This is a genomic window from Allobosea rubneri (assembly GCF_032464875.1).
In the GTDB taxonomy this organism is placed as follows: domain Bacteria; phylum Pseudomonadota; class Alphaproteobacteria; order Rhizobiales; family Beijerinckiaceae; genus Allobosea; species Allobosea rubneri.
The window spans coordinates 108,863-124,753 of sequence record NZ_JAWDID010000014.1; the positions used below are offsets into that span (position 1 = coordinate 108,863).

The window sequence follows — 15,891 nt, forward strand, 5'->3', positions numbered from 1 at the left end:
AAAGACGGGCGGGAGGATGAGGACATGACGGGACAGCTGATCGGATCGCTGATCCTCTGGCTGATCGTGGCGGTGATCGTCATCGCCATCGTCGTCTATCTGGTGAACTGGCTCTATCGCCGCTCGTCGAAGGAGGTGTCCTTCGTCCGCACCGGCCTGTTCGGCGAAAAGGTGGTGATCAATGGCGGCGCGTTCGTGCTGCCGATCATTCACGACGTCACGCCGGTCAACATGAACGTGCTGCAGCTCGCCGTGACGCGCGCCAACAACGACGCGCTGATCACCCGCGACCGGATGCGCGTCGATATCGATGCCGAGTTCTACGTGCGCGTTCGACCGCAGCGGGAATCGGTCTCGGTCGCCGCCGCGACGCTCGGCCGGCGTACCTTGCAGCCAGATCAGCTTAACGCCCTGCTTTCCGGCAAGTTCATCTCGGCGCTGCGTACCGTCGCCTCCGAGATGACGATGGAGGAGATGCACGAGCAGCGCGGCACCTACGTCCAGCGCGTCAAGGACGCCGCTGCCGAGGCACTCGACCAGAACGGCCTCGTGCTGGAATCGGTCGCGCTGACCGATCTCGACCAGACCGATCTGCAGTTCTTCAACCCGTCGAACCGCTTTGACGCCGCCGGCCTGACGCGGATCATCGAGGAGATCGAAGACAAGCGGAAGCTGCGCAACGACATCGAGCAGGACTCGATGATCCGCATCCGCACCCGCAACCTCGAGGCCGAGCGCCAGGCGCTCGACATCGAGCGCGACAGCGAGGCGGCGCGGCTCGAACAGCAGCGCGAGATCGAGATCAAGCGCGCCGTGCAGCGCGCCGAGGTGGCCCGCGAGCGGGCGGCGCGCGACACCGAGGCCGAGCAGGCGCTGATCTTCTCGCGCGAGGAGATTGAGAAGTCGCGCATCGCCAATGAGCGCGCGATCAGCGAGGCGCGCATCGCTTCCGAGCGTGAGATCCGCCAGCAGGAGATCGCGCGCACGCAGGCCGTCGAGGAGGCCGAGATCGCGGCCCGCGAGACGGTCGAGAAGGCGCGCATCGCCAACGAGCAGACGATCAACGCGGCCCGCATCACCTCCGAGCGCGAGATCCGTCAGAAGGAGATCGAGCGCGCCAAGGTGCTGGAGGCGGCCGAGATCGCGGCCCGCGAGACCACCGAGAAGGCACGCATCCTGCAGGAGACGGCAGTCAACGCCGAGCGCATCGCCCGCGAGCAGGAGGTGCGCAACCGTGAGATCGAGCGCACGCGCGCCCTCGACCAGGAGGACATCGCGGCACGCGAGGCCGTCGAGACTGCGCGCATCGCCCAGGAGGAGCGCGTCCGAGCGCTCGGCATCGCCCGCAACCGGGCGCTCGACGAGGCCGAGATCGCGGCGCGCGAGGCCGTCGAGAAGGCCCGCATCGCGCAGGACAACGCCATCACGGCCGATCGCATCGCGCTCGAACAGCGCAAGAGCCTGCTCGAGATCGGACGCACCGAGGCGATCGAGGCTGCCGAGATCGCCGCCCGCGAGAGCGTGGAGAAGGCCCGCATCGCGCAGGAGCGGACCGTCTCCGGCGAGCGCATCCGCCGCGACGAGGAGGTCCGCAATCTCGAGATCCTCCGCAATCAGGCGATCGAAACCGCCGAGATTTCGGCTCGCGAGGCCACGGAGGCTGCGCGCATTGCCCAGGAGAAGGCTGTCGCCGCCGAGCGGATCGCCGCCGAGCTCGCGACGAAGGAGCTGGAGATCAAGCGCAGTGCCGATCTCGACGCCGCCGAACTGAAGCGGCGCGACTCGGTCGAGCGTCAGCGCATCGTCACCGAACTCGGGCTCGAGAAGGAGCGGATCGACTCCTCCAAGACCCGCGAGATGCTGCAGATCGCCCAGAAGAAGGCGGTCGAGGTCGCGGAGGAAGAGCGCGCCATCGCGGTCGCCGCCAAGAAGGTCGAGCGGACCGACGCCGACAAGACGCTGCGCCAGGCCGAGATCACGGCGCGCCAGCAGGTCGAGACCGTCGACATCACCCGCGAGCAGGCGCTGGAGGCGGCGCGGATCGAACGGCGACGGGCGCTGGAGCAGCTCGAGATCGCCCGGACCCAGGCGCTGCAGGAGGCGCAGATCGCCTCGAACGAAGAGGTCGAGCGGGCCCGCATCTCGTCCGATCGCGGGCTGGACGAGGCCCGCGTCGGCCGCCAGCGCGAGCTGCGCAAGCTCGAGATCGAGCGCGAGCGCGAGGTCGAGAGCGCGGCGATGGACAAGGCGATCGCGCTCTACGCCAAGTCGCTGGAGGAATCCGCCGCCCAGGCCAATGCCGAGATTGCCCGCGGCAAGGCGGTCGAGGCCGAGGAGAAGGTCAAGACCATCCGCGAGAGCGAGGGGGCGAAGCGCCGCAAGACCGTCGAGGTCCTGCTCGCCGAAAAGGCGGCCGAGGAAGCGCGCATCGCCGCCGAGGCCGACAAGATCCGCAAAGCGGTCGATGCCGAGGCGCAGAAGCTGCTCTACGAGGCCGAGAACGTGCTCACCGACGGTGCCCGCTACGGGCTGTTCCGGCGCCGGCTGCTCGACCGGATCGAGGGCATCGTGCGCGAGAGCGTCAAGCCGATGGAGAAGATCGAGGGCATCCGCATCCTCCATGTCGACGGGCTCGCCGGCGGGTTGGGAGCGAGCGGGGCCGGCGGGGCGGCACGCTCTCCCACCGACGAGGTGATCGAATCTGCCCTGCGCTACCGGGTGCAGGCGCCGATGATCGACCAGGTGCTGAAGGAGATCGGCATCGAGGGCGGCAATCTCGCCAAGATGGGCGGGCTGATGCGCGAGGCGTCCGACATGCAGCGCGTCGCCAAGGAAGCGCAGCCGGCCAAGCCCAAAGGTGGCGGTTCCAGCGGAAGCAGTGGCGCCGACGGCGCGCCCGAGACGAAGGCTTGAGGACGAAGCATCATGGCCCGCGTCTACGTCTCCAGCGTCATCGCCGCTCCCGCCGCCAAGGTCTGGGCCCGCGTGCGCGATTTCAACGGCCTGCCGAACTGGCACCCGCGCATCGCGGAAAGCCGGATCGAGAACGGCGAGCCCGCCGACAAGGTCGGCTGCATCCGCGCCTTCAGCCTGCGCAGCGGCGACAGGCTGCGCGAGCAGCTTCTGGGCCTCTCGGATTACGACATGTTCTGCACCTATTCGATTCTCGACTCGCCGATGCCGCTGACCAACTATGTCGCGACGCTCAGGCTGACGCCGATCACCGATCAGGAACGCACCTTCATCGAGTGGTCCGCCGATTTCGACTGCGCGCCCGAGCGCGAGGCCGAGCTGGTCGAAGGGATCGGCACGAACGTCTTCCAGGGCGGGTTCGACGCGCTGAAGCGCGCATTCGGGGGATGAGGCCATGCCTCACGTCGTCCGCAGCACCATCATCGACGCGCCGGTGGACCGGCTCTGGGCGATCCTGCGCGATTTCAACGGCCATGATCGCTGGCACCCGATTGTCGCGCGAAGCGAGATCGAGCGCGGGCACCCTTCCGACAGGATCGGCTGCGTGCGTCGCTTCTCCCTGCAGGACGGCAGCGAGCTGCGCGAGCAGCTCCTGACCCTTTCGGACCTCGAAATGACCTTCAGCTATTGCCTGCTCGACACCCCGATCCCGCTCTTCAACTACGTCGCCCATGTCCGGCTGCTGCCGGTCACGGACGGCAACCGGGCCTTCTGGCACTGGGAGAGCCGCTTCACCACGCCGCCCGGCCGAGAGGCCGAGCTCGCGCGGATCGTGGGCGACGAGGTCTACACCAATGGCATCGAGGCGGTGCGCCGCCTGCCCGAACTGGCCAGGGAGGGCGTCTGACATGCTCGGCGTGAGAAGCTGCGCGACGATCGCCGAGGCCGCCGGCATCCTTTCCGGGGATCGCCAGGCCGTGCTGCTCGGCGGCGGTACGCTGGTGATGCGCGACGTCAATGAAGGGCGCCTGACCGAAGGCACGCTGGTGCGCATCACCGACCCCGCATTCCGGCAGATGAGCACCGGAGGCCCGCGCATCGAGCTCGGCGCCGGCGTCACCATGGCCCAGGTGCTGGCCAGTCGCGAGCTCGCCTTCCTGCACCCCGCCGCACGCGCCATCGGCGGCCCGGCGATCCGCACCATGGCGACGGTCGGCGGCAATCTCTTCGCGGCCGCCCCCTATGGCGACTTCACGGTGGCGCTGCTGGCCCTCGACGCGCAGGTCGTGCTGCAGGCCGGCTACGGCACCGGGCGCGGGGTGCCGCTGGAAGAGTTCCTCGCCGGCCGCGACCGCGGCAGCGTCTCGGGACTGGTCGCCGGCGTGCAGTTCTCGCGGCCGGCCAATCAGGCTGAGTTCCACTTCCGCAAGATCAGCCGGGTCAAGCCGAAGGGCATTTCGGTGCTCTCCATCGCCGCCCATCTGCCTTTGCAGGGCGGGCGCGCCGCGCAGCCGCGCATCGCCTATGGCGCGATGGCGCCGACGCCGATCCGGGCGCGCGGGGTCGAGCGGGCGCTGGAGGGCAAGGCGCTCGACGCCGCCGCGATCCAGGCTGCCAGGCAGGCCGCGCTCGAAGGCTGCCGTCCCGCCACCGACGCCGTCGCGAGCGAATGGTACCGCCGCGAAGTGCTGCCCATCCATCTCGGCCGGCTGCTGGCCGGCGAGCCCCGCTGAGGAGGTCGCCATGGCCAAGATCCCGGTCCAGTTCCGGCTCAACGGCTCCGACCGTGCCGCCTTCGTCGATGCGCCGGAAACGCTGCTCAACACGCTCAGGCGCGGTCTCGGCGATTTCTCGCCGAAGTATGGCTGCGGCCAGGGCACCTGCGGCGTCTGCTCCGTGCTCGTCGACGGCGAGCCGCAGCTCTCCTGCCTGACGCTCGCGGTCGCCTGCGAGGGGCGGCATGTCGAGACCGCTGCGGGGCTGGCCGACGGACCGAACCTGCATCCGTTGCAGGCTGCCTTCATGGACCATTTCGCCGCCCAGTGCGGCTTCTGCACGCCGGGTATGCTGACCGCGGCACGCGTCCTGCTCGCGAAGAATCCGAGCCCAAGCCGCGACGATGTGATCGAGGCGATCAGCGGCAATATCTGCCGCTGCACCGGCTACGAGCCGATCGTCGCCGCGATCCTCGCCGCCGCCAGCGCGCCCGGCGCGCGCCGAGCCTGAGGAGCCTCGTCATGCTGGAAATGCGCAAGGACATCTTCGCTGACGAGCGCGACGACAACCTCAACGTGATCGGCAAGGGACTGCAGCGGCAGGATGCGCCCGGCCATGTCACCGGTCGGACGCGCTATTTCGACGATCACGCTTTCGAAGGCCTGCTGCATCTCAAGGTCGTCCGCAGCCCGCATGCCCATGCCCGTATTCGCTCTATCGACGTCTCGGCGGCAGAGCGCGCGCCCGGCGTCAAGCGCGTGCTGCGCGGCGCCGACGTGCCGGTGAACAAGAACACGCTGCTCAGCCTGATCAATTTCGGCAAGGACGACGAACCTTCGCTTGCCGTCGACAAGGTCCGCTACAAGGGCGAGCCGGTGGTCGCGATCCTCGCCGACAGCGAGGCCGAGGCGCTGGCGGCCAGGAAGCTGGTGCGGATCGACTACGAGCCGCTGCCGACCGTGTTCGACGTCGAGGAGGCGCTGAAACCGGGCGCGCCCGTGGTCAACGAGACCTATCCCGGAAACTATTTCGAGTATCACGAGCGCTTCGACCACCAGAAGCTGCGCTTCGGCGATGTCGAGCGGGGCTTCTCCGGCGCCGACATCGTGATGGAACACCGCTACCAGATGTCGCCGATCGAGCATGCGCCGACGGAGACCAACGGCACGATCGCCGCGCCCGAGCAGAATGGCCGCTTCGTCGTGCACTCCTGTGCGCAGGGCCTGTTCTTCGCGCTGGGGACAACCGCCAAGATCGTCGATGTCGAGTCGAACCGGCTGCATTTCATCGGCGGTACGGTCGGTGGCGGCTTCGGCGGCAAGGTCGACTCGCTGACCGAGCCGCTGGCGGTTCTCGGCGCGATGCTGACCGGCAAGCCGGTGCGCTTCGTCCTCGATCGCGAGGAGGAGATGCTCTATGGCTCGCCGCGCGGGGCCGAGCGCATCTACATCAAGGACGGCGTGATGCGGGATGGGCGCATCGTCGCCCGCTACATCCGCAGCTATTTCGACGCCGGAGCCTATACGCGGCTGTCGAGCTATGCGGCGATCAAGTGCACGGCGCATGTGCCGGGGCCGTACTGGATCCCCAATGTCGCCTCCGACATCTACGTCGCCTACACCAATCGCTGCCCCTCCACCGCGATGCGCGGCTTCGGCGTCACCGCGGTCGACTTCGCGCTAGAGGTCCAGATGGACCGTCTCGCCGAGGCGGCGAGCATGGACCCGATGGAGTTCCGTATCCTCAACGCCTATCGCGACGGGGACATGAAGCCGCACAGGCGCGCCGCCAAGAACACGGCGCTGGTCGAATGCGTGCAGGTTGCCGCCGAGAAGGCGAACTGGCCGCTCTCCGAGCAGGCGAGGCGGCAGTCCTCGCTCAATGGCGGCGCCGGCGAACGCGGCCAGATCCCCGCGACGACGGTCGACACCAAGGGGCAGATCGGGCGGCCCGAGACGCGAGCGGGAACGCCGACCCAGACGCTTCCGGCCGGCACGGCGCGCATCCCGCTGAGCAAGCAGCCGGTGATGGAAGGGGCTCGCGACGGGCGCGCCGTGCCGACGCAGGTGCCGCGTTACGAGCCGGCACGGCCCACCATGCCGCCGCCGAACGCACCGCCTGCCTACGCGCCGCCGCCGTATCAAGCGGCCAGCCCTCCTGCTGCTCCGTCCTACCAGCCCGCGCCGCCACCGGTTTCGGCACCGGCCGCCCCGGCCCAGACGCAGCACGGCGCGGTGCGGTTCTCTTCAGTCTTCGGCACGAGGAGGCGCTGAGATGGCCCGTCACGAAGGCAGGGGCATGGCCTCGGTCAACTATCCGATCGGCATGAATCTCGGCGGCGACCCGAGCCAGGCGCTGATCCACTCCAACCCGGACGGCAAGTTCACCGTCGCGCTCTCGGCGATCGATCTCGGCCAGGGCATGAAGCAGGTCTCGCGGCAGATCGCGGCGGAGACGCTGGGCGTGCCGATCGAAGACGTCTTCGTCGACACCGCCGACAGCGACACCGGCCCGCACGACATGGGCTCCTTCGCCTCGCGCGGCACGCACCGCATGGGCAACGCCATCATCGTCGCGGCGCGCGAGGCGCGCGGCGTCCTGCTGGAAGCCGCCGCGGAAGAACTCGAGGTCAATGCCAGCGACCTCGTCACCGACGGGCGCGGCAACATCCATGTTCGCGGCGCCCCCTCGAAGACGATCACGGTCAAGGCGACGGCGCAGGCGGCCCAGTTCAAGCAGGGCAAGACCATCGCCGGGCGCGGCATCTTCCTGATCCCGCTCTCGGCCGTCGATGCGGAGACCGGCGAGATGAACCCCAACACCGCCTTCGCCCATGCCTGCCTCGTCGCCGATGTCGCCGTCGATGACGAGACCGGCGAGGTCGAGGTGCTGAGGATGACCAGCGCCTACGAGCTTGGACGCGTCATCAATCCGCGCATGGTCGAGCAGCAGCTGGTCGGCGGCGCCTGGATGGGCATCAGCCACGCGCTCTACGAAACGCCGGAGCCGTACTATCCCAACCCCGAGCACGGCCCGCGCGACTTCAACGAATATCTGATGCCGGGGCCGGGCGAGATCGCGCCCTATCACGTTACGGTGCTCGAGCGGCCGGCCCCCGACGGGCCGTTCGGTGGCAAGGGGCCGGGCGAGATGTGCGCCAACCCGGTGCTGCCGGCGATCGCCAACGCGGTCTACAACGCCGTCGGCGTCAGGGTCGACGAGTTGCCGATCACGCCGGAGAAGATCCTGCGCGGCATCAAGGCTAATGGCGGCGCCAAGCCCGGCCCGCGCCGCGGCGGCCCGGTGAACTGGCGCTGACGCGATGGCTTTGCGCACGACCGTCGCCGGCATCTCAAGCCCCGAGGACCTCGCCCAGGCCCTCACGGCGGCGATGTATCTCGCCGATGACGGCATCGCGACGGCCGGCTACCTGTCGCTCGCGCTCGGCAAGCCGCTGCTGCTCGAAGGCGCGCCGGGCGTCGGCAAGACCGAGGCCGCCAAGGCGATCGCCGGCATTCTCGGCCGGCAGTTGATCCGTCTGCAGTGCTTCGAGGGCATCGACGCTTCTGCGGCGCTCTATGAATGGAACTATCCGCGCCAGATGCTGGCGATCCGGCAGGCGCGCGAGGGCGAGACGCTCGACATCTACCGCGACGATTTCCTGATCGAGCGGCCAATGCTGACCGCCTTGCGGCGCCCTGAATCCACGGTCCTGCTGATCGACGAAATCGACCGCTCGGACCATGAATTCGAAGCCTTCCTGCTCGAATTCCTCTCGGATTTCTCGATCTCGATCCCCGAGCGCGGGACGTTGCGCGCGCCCGAGCGGCCGGTCGTCGTGCTCACCTCGAACCGCACCCGCGAGCTGCACGAGGCGCTGCGCCGCCGCTGCGTCTACCACTACATCGCCTATCCCGAACCGGAGCGCGAGGCGCAGATCATCATGCTGCGCTCCTCGGCGGTGGCGGAAGGCACGGCGCGGGCCGTCGTCCACGCGGTCGGCCTGCTCAGGCAGGAACCGCTGGCCAAGCCGCCGGGCGTCGCCGAAGCCGTCGACTGGGCCGAGGCCGCGACGGCGCTCGCACAGAGCGGCGCGCCTTGGCCGGAAGCCTTCCGGCGCTCGCTCGGCACCGCGATCAAGGACGAGGAGGACCTCGCGCATCTACGCCCCCGCCTGCCGCTGTTCATCCCGGGGCTGGCGGCATGATCGAGCCTCTCCCACCGGCCGCCCGGCTCTTCGTTTCCTTTCCGGGGCTGCTGCGCCAGCACGGCATCGCCGTCGCGCCGGAACAGACCGTCTCCTTCCTCAGCGCGATCGAGCTCCTGGGGCCGCGCAGCCTGGAGCATGTCCGCAAGGCGGCCGGCGCGACGCTGGCGCCGCATCCGGAGCAGCGCGAGCGCTTCGAGGCGCTGTTCGACGCTCATTTCCTCGGCGCCATCGCCGAGCCCGGCGACGAGGACTTCGCGCCCGATGACGACGTCTCTGTGCAGGAGGACAGCGGCTCCCGCGAGGTCCTGCTCGGCGAGGAGATCAACGAGACCGGCCAGGCTGCGACCGGCGCGGAGGCGCTCTCGGTCCGCATGTTGAAGCCGCTCGACGAGAACGAGACGCTGCGCCGCTTCGGCCGGGAGCTGCCGGCAGCGCTGCCGCCCCGCCGCGGCTATCGCCAGCGCGCGGCACGCCGCGGCGCGACCGTCGATCTCGCGCGCAGCCTGCGCGATGCGATCCGCCATGACGGCGAGGTGATGAGCCTGAGGAAGCTGCGTCGGGTCACGCGGGCGCGGCCGATCCTGCTTCTCATCGACGTCTCCGGTTCGATGAAGCAGCGCAGCGACGCCAATATCGCGCTCGCCCATACCGTCGTGCAGTCCGTGCCGCATGCCGAGGTCTTCACCTTCGGCACGCGGCTGACGCGTCTCACCAAGGCGCTGCGGCGCAAGCGCCGGGAGCAGGCGCTGGCGGACGCCGCCGGGCTGGTGGCCGACTGGGATGGCGGCACCCGCATCGGCGACGCGCTGCTGGCTTTCCTCGCCGTGCCGCGCTTTGCGGCCTATGCGCGCGGCTCTGTCGTCGTCGTGCTCTCGGACGGGCTGGAGCGCGGCGATCCGGCGGCGCTCGTGACGGCCGTGGCGAGGCTCAGCCAGCGCGCCCACCGCATCGACTGGCTGACCCCGCTCGCGGCCGACCCCGCCTACAAGCCGGAGACGGAGGCGCTGCGCATGATCGCGCCGCAGCTCGCCAGCCTCGGCAATGGCGCCAGCACGGCGCGCATCTGCCGGCACATTCTCTCGCTCGGAGGCTCGCAAGCGGCATGACCGGTCTCGTCGATTCCCATTTCCATATCTGGCGGCAGGCGGACCTGCCCTGGCTGCTCGGGCCGATGCAGCCGCGCATCTTCGGTCCCTACGAGCCGATCCGCCGCGACTATCCAGTCGCCGAGTACCTTGCCGATTGCCGGCCATCGGGCGTGGTCGAGGCGGTCTATGTCCAGGCGAACTGGGCGCCGGCGCGCCATCTCGACGAGGTCGCGTACGTCTCGCAGACCTCCGACGAGAGCGGTTTCCCGATTGCGATCGTCGCCTATGCCGACGTGCTGGTGGATGATGTCAGGCCGCAGCTCGATGCCCTCGCCGCCAACCGGCGCGTCCGCGGCGTGCGGATGCAGCTGCACTGGCACGAGAACACCCTCTATCGCTTCGCCAGCGGGCCGGATCTGGCGCGCGATCCGAAGCTGACCGCCAATGTCGGGCGCCTCGCCGAATACGGCTTCAGCTTCGACCTCCAGGTCTTCGCCGGCCAGATGGCGGGCGCGGCCAAACTTGCCGCCGCCTGCCCGAAAGTGACCTTCGTGCTCCAGCATGCCGGCATGCTGGAGGACCTTTCGCCGGAGGGCATCGCCGCCTGGCGCGAGGGGATGGCGCTGCTCGCCGCCCAGCCCAACATCGTCAGCAAGCTCTCCGGGCTCGGCACCTTCCTGCGCCGGAACGACCCGGAGCATGTCGGCTATATCGATGCGCAGACGCTGGCGCTCTTCGGCGCCGAGCGCTGCCTCTTCGGCTCCAATTTCCCGATCGAGAAGCTCTGGACGAGCTATGCCGAGCTGATCGCGGCGCATCTTGCGGCCGTGCCGGAAGGCGCCCGGGACGCGGTGTTCAACGAGACGGCACGGCGGGTCTACCGCCTGCGACAGGGCTGAGGGGAGGAAGGCATGGCGCTCGAAATCAAGATTCTCGACTACGGCGATATCGAGCTGGAGGCGAGCTTCCTCGTGCTCGGGCGCGATTGCGGCCGGACAAGGCGCGTGCCGACCTATGGCTTCCTGATCCTGGGCGGGCCCTGGCCGGTCGTGGTCGACACCGGCTATCGCCATAACCAGATCATGGAGAGCCTCGGCATGCGCGGCCTCCAGTTCCACGAGAACATGATCGAGAACCAGCTCGCGAGGCACGGCGTGCGGATGGGCGATGTGCGCTATGTCATGCACACCCATCTCCATATCGACCATGCCGGGAAGGACGAGCTCTTCCCGATGAACACGACCGTGCTCGTCAACCGCCGCGAGCTCGAATACTCGGTCTCGGGGCTGATGCACCCGCAATATCCGGCGCCTGACATCAAGCACCTGATCGACCGGCTGCACACGCGCGATGCGCTGCGCTTCGAGGATCTCGAACTGTCGGGGATGATCGAGCTCTTCCCCGGCTGCTATCTGGAGGCTGCCGGCGCCCATACCGAGGGCTCGATGAACGTGCATGTCGATACGGCCGAGGGCCGCGCCATCATCTGCGGCGACGTGATCTACGACTTCAACGACCAGATCGTGACGCCCTTCCACGAACTCCACGCCAACGAACCGCGCACGACGGGCAATCACGGCGTCTCGAAGCGCGAGGAGAAGGCGGCGATCAAGAAGCTGCTGGCGACGGGCAAGTTCCTGCTGCCTGTCCACGACAAGCCGGCCAAGATCGCCCATGGTCAGGTCGTCGGCCGCATGGACATGGCGGTGCCCGGCCCGGTGGTGCAGTCGCTGCCGGCGCGCAACTGGTTCGCGGCGTGAACGCCGTTCCAGCCGTCGAGCCAGGACGCCCGCTCTCCCCAGGCCTCATCCTGAGGAGCCGCGCAGCGGCGTCTCGAAGGATGCTCCAGGAGGCGCCGGAACCTGCTCGTCCATCCTTCGAGACGCGCCCTGCGGGCGCTCCTCAGGATGAGGGCTGGAGGATTTGGACGGAGTCCCGTCTCGGCCGGCCGAAACTCACCAACGCAATTCACGGTGTTCCATGACCACGCACACCGCCATCCACCCGCAATTCGCCGAACTCGTCGATCTCTGGGCGCCGGTCCGCCAGCTCGGCAGCGGCTTCCAGTTCTGCGAGGGGCCCGTCTGGCATCCGCAGGAGCAGCACCTGCTGTTCTCGGACATGCCGGGGGATGTGCGCCGGCGCTGGGATCGGAACGGCGTGCGCGAGGTCATGCGGCCGGCGAACAAATGCAACGGCATGACCTATGATGCCGAGCTCAACCTGATCGTCTGCGAGCACGCGACCTCGAGCCTGGTTCGCGAACGGCCGGACGGGCGGCGTGAGGTGCTGGCCTCGCATTTCGAGGGCTCGGAGCTCAACAGCCCGAACGACGTGGTGGTGAAGTCGGACGGGGCGATCTATTTTTCCGATCCCTGGTATGGCCGGATGCCCGTCTTCGGTGTCGAGCGACCGCGCCAGCTCGGATTCCAGGGCGTCTACCGCATCGCTCCAGGAGGCGGCGAACCGCAGCTCGTGGTCGACCGCTACCTGTTCGACCAGCCGAACGGGCTCTGCTTCTGCCCGACGGAAGATCGGCTCTTCGTCAACGACACCGTCCAGCACAATATCCGCGTCTTCGACATCCTGCCGGACGGGCGGCTCGGCCCGCCGCGCATCTTCGCCTCGGGCGTCGTCGGGGTCGAACCCGGCGTTCCCGACGGCATGAAATGCGATGCCAAGGGCAATCTCTGGGTCACCGGCCCCGGTGGCGTCTGGGTCTATACGATCAAGGGCGAGCTGATCGGCAAGCTGCGCGTGCCGGAACTCGTCGGCAATCTCGCCTGGGGCGGGCCGGACTGGCGCACGCTCTTCCTGACCGCGACCCATTCGCTCTATGCGATCGAAACCAAGGTCGGCCCAAGGCCCGAGCCCTTCATGAAGCCACGCGCCGGCGCCGACCGCGCACGTCAGGCCGATGCGCCGCCGGCCGCCAGCGTCTCGCGCAACGATACGAACAAGGCGGCGCCCGGCTACCGGCTCGAGCCCTCGCGCTGCGCGCTGCTGATCCAGGACATGCAGAACGACGTGGTGATGGAGGGCGGCGCCTTCGCATCCTCGGGCTCGCCGGTGCATTGCCGCGAGCAGAACGCCATCGGCAACGCCGCAAGGCTGGCGCAGGCGGCCCGCCTGCGCGGCATCCCGGTGATCCATGTCTGGTTCGTGGTCGAGCAGGGCACGCCGGGCGTGACCATGAACGCGCCGCTCTTCGAGGGGCTCGCCGATGCCAATGCGCTGGTGCGCGGGACCTGGGGGGCGGCGCCCGTGCCGGGGCTGGAAGCCATAGGCGGCGACCACATCGTCGAGAAGCAGCGCATGAGCGCCTGGGAGGGCACGCGGCTGGAGACGGTGCTGAAGGCGCTCGGCCGCGACATCGTCATCGTCACCGGTGCCTGGACCAACATGTCGATCGAGCACACTGCCCGCACCGGGGCCGACAAGGGTTATTTCATGGTCGTGCCCGAGGACGCCTGCTCGACCATGAACGCCGAATGGCACACCGCCTCGGTCAATTATGCCCTGCAGAACGTCGCGGTGGTGACCGATGTCGACGCGGTGCTCGACGCCACCGGCGGGTGAAGCCGGGCAGGATCGATGCCGGCTCGCCGGTGACAGGCAGGCGGGCTTCCGCCGCGGCGCGCCCGCCCGGACTCAGAACCGCAGCGCTGCCCGCAGCGAGGCCGTCTGATCGGTGTAGCGGTCCGCGGCGCGCAGGCTGTATTCGGCGCGCAGCTCGAAGCCGCCTTTCGTTTGCAATTCCAGCCCGGCCGTCAGGTTGCCGTAGACATCGGGCGCGCCGGTCGTGATCCGGAACGGCGCGATCCCGCTCACGGCGAACTCGCTGAGCTGCATGCGCGCGGTCCAGTCGCTGCCCGCCAGGAAGCTGACGCCGAGGGTCGCATAGGGCCGCAGGATCGTATCGTTGGGAAGGTCGATGCGACCGCCGATCTCGAGTGCGGGCGTCACCATGAGGTTCGCCCGGCCGGTCGCCTGGGCCGCCAGGTTGAACAGGCCGGCGCCGCTTTCGCGATAAGCCTGCTGGTGAGCATAGCCGAGGTCGAGGTCGACCAGCGGCCGCAGGTACCCGTTCGGGAAGGCGAACTCATAGGCGGCGCGCAGCCGGGCGCCGACATGCAGGAACTGCGGCTCGCTGCGCGCGAGGCCGGCAAAGCCCGGCACCACCACCTGCCGCTTCATCTCGTTGCTTTCATAGCCGGCGCGCAGGCCGGCGGCGAAGAGCCAGGGGCCGATCTGCCGCTTCAGCGCGAGGCCGCCGCTGACGGTGTGGCTGGTCGTGGCGACCACCGAGCCGTCCGATTTCGTGTCGCCGGCCATGTAGCTCAGCGAGCCGCCGAGGAACCAGTCGGGCGCGATCTGCTTCTGCGCGCCGATCTGATAGGTCGACATCAGCGCGCGATAGCCGCTGTCGTCGCGGCTTCCTTCGCGATCGAGGCGGCTGCCGGTCACCCGGCCCCAGACGCATTCTCCCTCGCTGCGCTGCGTGCTGCCATCGACGAAATAGGGGCAGCTCATCAGGCTGTTGAAGAAGCCGTAGGAGTGATGCGCCTGCGCCGAAAGCCGGCTGTGGGCGGAATCGTTGGCCATGCCACCGAGCATGCCGGCATAGCTCGATGCATCCTTCAGGCGGGCGAAATAGGTGAAGAGCGGAGCCGCGCCGGTATGGCCGGAATCCCAGAGTGCCTGCAGATAGTTTGCGATGTTCGCCTGGTCGGATGCGAAGGCGGCGCCCGCGCGGGCGAAATTGCCCTGCGGGGACACCGAGAGGTCGCGTCCATCGGGGCTGAAGCGCAGCGTGTAGCTGATCGGCAGGCCTTCGAGATCGCTGGTCCTGGCCGAGAAATCCTGCGCGCCATGGTCGAAATGCGCGATCGGCAGCGAGTAGCCCTTCAGCGGGTTTCGCGTGTCGAAGTCGATCTCGCCGCCGAACTGCGTGGCCCCGCTGACCGAGAGGACGTCGCTCTTTCCTCCCCGGAAATCGAGCCCGAAGATCGTCGTTCCGCCGGCGGTCTGGACGAACTGACCGGTCAGGCGGGTGGTGTCGTACTGGCCGTTGCCGGTGAGGTCCATATAGCCGGAATTGGTCAGGACGCCGCCATTCTTGCCGAGGGAGATCGTCGTCCCCGGGCTGAAGTCGCCATTGTTCACCAGGGTGTTCAGTGGGCCGAAGGACGTGTCGACCGCCAGCCGGATATCGCCGTCGAGCGTGCCTCCCTGCGCATTGGTCACGCTCGTGGGGCCGGAGGTGACGATGGCGACGCCGCCGAGCGAGGCGATGGTTCCGGCGTTGGTGATCGTCGTGTTGCCGGTCGTGCTGGTGACGATGGCGGCGCCGCGCGGGCCGCTGCCGCCTCGAACGCTCGAACTGCCTCCCACCGAGACGTTGATGTCGCCGCCGTTCGGTCCGGTGGTGCCTTCGCCGCGGCTGATCGCGTAGATGCCCGGGGAGTTCGCACCATAGGCTGCGACTGTCGCCGCCTTGTCGACGCTGATCGTGATCGCGCCGGCTGCGTCGCCGGCGCCCGAGGCGGCGCGCCGCGCCAGGACGCCCTGATCGGTCAGGACGCCGCCATTGGCCAGGCTCATGGCGAGGATCGCCGGAGCGTTGGCGCCATGCGTGACGACGCCGGGAACCCGGGAGCGGCCGTCGAGGTAGCCGATGCCGGCGACGTTGACGCTGACATGGCCGCTGGCGCCCGAGCCCCCCGTGCCGCCATCCCTGATCAGGCCGAGATCGTAGTTCGCCGAGGCCATGTCGCCGGCAAGGCCGCCGCCACCGCCGATGCTCTGGGCGAGGACGCCGACCGCGCCGTCGCCCATGGTCTGTACCTGGCCGCTGACCGCGACGTTAACGGCGGCGCCCGCACCGGCGGCTGGATTCGACGGGTTGGCGAGCGTGATCAGGCCGGGCGCGGCGGGGAGGGCGGGCACGCCGCCGCCACCGCC

13 protein-coding genes are annotated in these 15,891 nt (G+C 68.9%); 12 read left to right on the top strand and 1 reads right to left on the bottom strand.

What is annotated here, in order from left to right; translation table 11 throughout:
- Positions 1-24 precede the first annotated feature (24 nt).
- From RKE40_RS11820 to RKE40_RS11875, 12 genes are all read left to right on the top strand, one after another.
- On the top strand, positions 25-2,913 hold the full coding sequence (locus RKE40_RS11820) for a flotillin family protein (protein ID WP_316018445.1): 2,889 nt from the start codon (positions 25-27) through the stop codon (positions 2,911-2,913).
- Between the two features lie 12 nt (positions 2,914-2,925).
- Positions 2,926-3,363 (top strand): SRPBCC family protein, encoded by a 438-nt coding sequence (locus RKE40_RS11825; protein ID WP_066469468.1) that lies wholly within the window; start codon positions 2,926-2,928, stop codon positions 3,361-3,363.
- A gap of 4 nt (positions 3,364-3,367) precedes the next feature.
- Positions 3,368-3,820, top strand: coding sequence for an SRPBCC family protein (locus RKE40_RS11830; RefSeq protein WP_066469470.1), 453 nt, complete (start codon positions 3,368-3,370; stop codon positions 3,818-3,820).
- A gap of 1 nt (position 3,821) precedes the next feature.
- Positions 3,822-4,646: an FAD binding domain-containing protein gene (locus RKE40_RS11835; RefSeq protein WP_316018446.1), complete on the top strand. Its 825-nt coding sequence runs from the start codon at positions 3,822-3,824 to the stop codon at positions 4,644-4,646.
- 10 nt (positions 4,647-4,656) lie between these two features.
- Positions 4,657-5,139, top strand: coding sequence for a (2Fe-2S)-binding protein (locus RKE40_RS11840; RefSeq protein WP_316018447.1), 483 nt, complete (start codon positions 4,657-4,659; stop codon positions 5,137-5,139).
- An 11-nt stretch (positions 5,140-5,150) separates the two neighbouring features.
- Complete coding sequence (locus tag RKE40_RS11845; protein ID WP_316018448.1) at positions 5,151-6,902, top strand: xanthine dehydrogenase family protein molybdopterin-binding subunit; 1,752 nt, start codon at positions 5,151-5,153, stop codon at positions 6,900-6,902.
- 1 nt (position 6,903) lies between these two features.
- On the top strand, positions 6,904-7,947 hold the full coding sequence (locus RKE40_RS11850; RefSeq protein ID WP_066469480.1) for a xanthine dehydrogenase family protein molybdopterin-binding subunit: 1,044 nt from the start codon (positions 6,904-6,906) through the stop codon (positions 7,945-7,947).
- A gap of 4 nt (positions 7,948-7,951) precedes the next feature.
- Positions 7,952-8,836, top strand: a complete 885-nt coding sequence (locus tag RKE40_RS11855; RefSeq protein ID WP_316018449.1) for an AAA family ATPase — start codon at positions 7,952-7,954, stop codon at positions 8,834-8,836.
- Complete coding sequence (locus tag RKE40_RS11860; RefSeq protein WP_316018450.1) at positions 8,833-9,945, top strand: vWA domain-containing protein; 1,113 nt, start codon at positions 8,833-8,835, stop codon at positions 9,943-9,945. Before RKE40_RS11855 ends, RKE40_RS11860 begins: the two co-directional genes overlap by 4 nt.
- Entirely contained in the window at positions 9,942-10,826 is an 885-nt protein-coding gene (locus tag RKE40_RS11865; protein ID WP_316018451.1) for an amidohydrolase family protein, read from the top strand. The genes RKE40_RS11860 and RKE40_RS11865 overlap by 4 nt, the downstream gene beginning before the upstream one ends.
- Positions 10,827-10,838: 12 nt before the next feature.
- Positions 10,839-11,687, top strand: coding sequence for an N-acyl homoserine lactonase family protein (locus RKE40_RS11870; RefSeq protein ID WP_316018452.1), 849 nt, complete (start codon positions 10,839-10,841; stop codon positions 11,685-11,687).
- A gap of 220 nt (positions 11,688-11,907) precedes the next feature.
- Positions 11,908-13,506, top strand: a complete 1,599-nt coding sequence (locus RKE40_RS11875; RefSeq protein WP_316018453.1) for an isochorismatase family protein — start codon at positions 11,908-11,910, stop codon at positions 13,504-13,506.
- A 72-nt stretch (positions 13,507-13,578) separates the two neighbouring features.
- Here the strand turns inward: RKE40_RS11875 and RKE40_RS11880 are convergent.
- The coding region (locus tag RKE40_RS11880; protein WP_316018454.1) for an autotransporter outer membrane beta-barrel domain-containing protein at positions 13,579-15,891 on the bottom strand (2,313 nt) is incomplete at its 5' end.

What these genes read in the sequence shown, in the direction of transcription:
- RKE40_RS11875 (WP_316018453.1), top strand. Translation starts at nt 11,908, where the DNA reads ATGACCACGCACACCGCCATCCACCCGCAATTCGCCGAACTCGTCGAT.
- RKE40_RS11830 (WP_066469470.1), top strand. Translation starts at nt 3,368, where the DNA reads ATGCCTCACGTCGTCCGCAGCACCATCATCGACGCGCCGGTGGACCGG.
- RKE40_RS11845 (WP_316018448.1), top strand. Translation starts at nt 5,151, where the DNA reads ATGCTGGAAATGCGCAAGGACATCTTCGCTGACGAGCGCGACGACAAC.
- RKE40_RS11825 (WP_066469468.1), top strand. Translation starts at nt 2,926, where the DNA reads ATGGCCCGCGTCTACGTCTCCAGCGTCATCGCCGCTCCCGCCGCCAAG.
- RKE40_RS11855 (WP_316018449.1), top strand. Translation starts at nt 7,952, where the DNA reads ATGGCTTTGCGCACGACCGTCGCCGGCATCTCAAGCCCCGAGGACCTC.
- RKE40_RS11835 (WP_316018446.1), top strand. Translation starts at nt 3,822, where the DNA reads ATGCTCGGCGTGAGAAGCTGCGCGACGATCGCCGAGGCCGCCGGCATC.
- RKE40_RS11840 (WP_316018447.1), top strand. Translation starts at nt 4,657, where the DNA reads ATGGCCAAGATCCCGGTCCAGTTCCGGCTCAACGGCTCCGACCGTGCC.
- RKE40_RS11820 (WP_316018445.1), top strand. Translation starts at nt 25, where the DNA reads ATGACGGGACAGCTGATCGGATCGCTGATCCTCTGGCTGATCGTGGCG.
- RKE40_RS11865 (WP_316018451.1), top strand. Translation starts at nt 9,942, where the DNA reads ATGACCGGTCTCGTCGATTCCCATTTCCATATCTGGCGGCAGGCGGAC.
- RKE40_RS11850 (WP_066469480.1), top strand. Translation starts at nt 6,904, where the DNA reads ATGGCCCGTCACGAAGGCAGGGGCATGGCCTCGGTCAACTATCCGATC.
- RKE40_RS11860 (WP_316018450.1), top strand. Translation starts at nt 8,833, where the DNA reads ATGATCGAGCCTCTCCCACCGGCCGCCCGGCTCTTCGTTTCCTTTCCG.
- RKE40_RS11870 (WP_316018452.1), top strand. Translation starts at nt 10,839, where the DNA reads ATGGCGCTCGAAATCAAGATTCTCGACTACGGCGATATCGAGCTGGAG.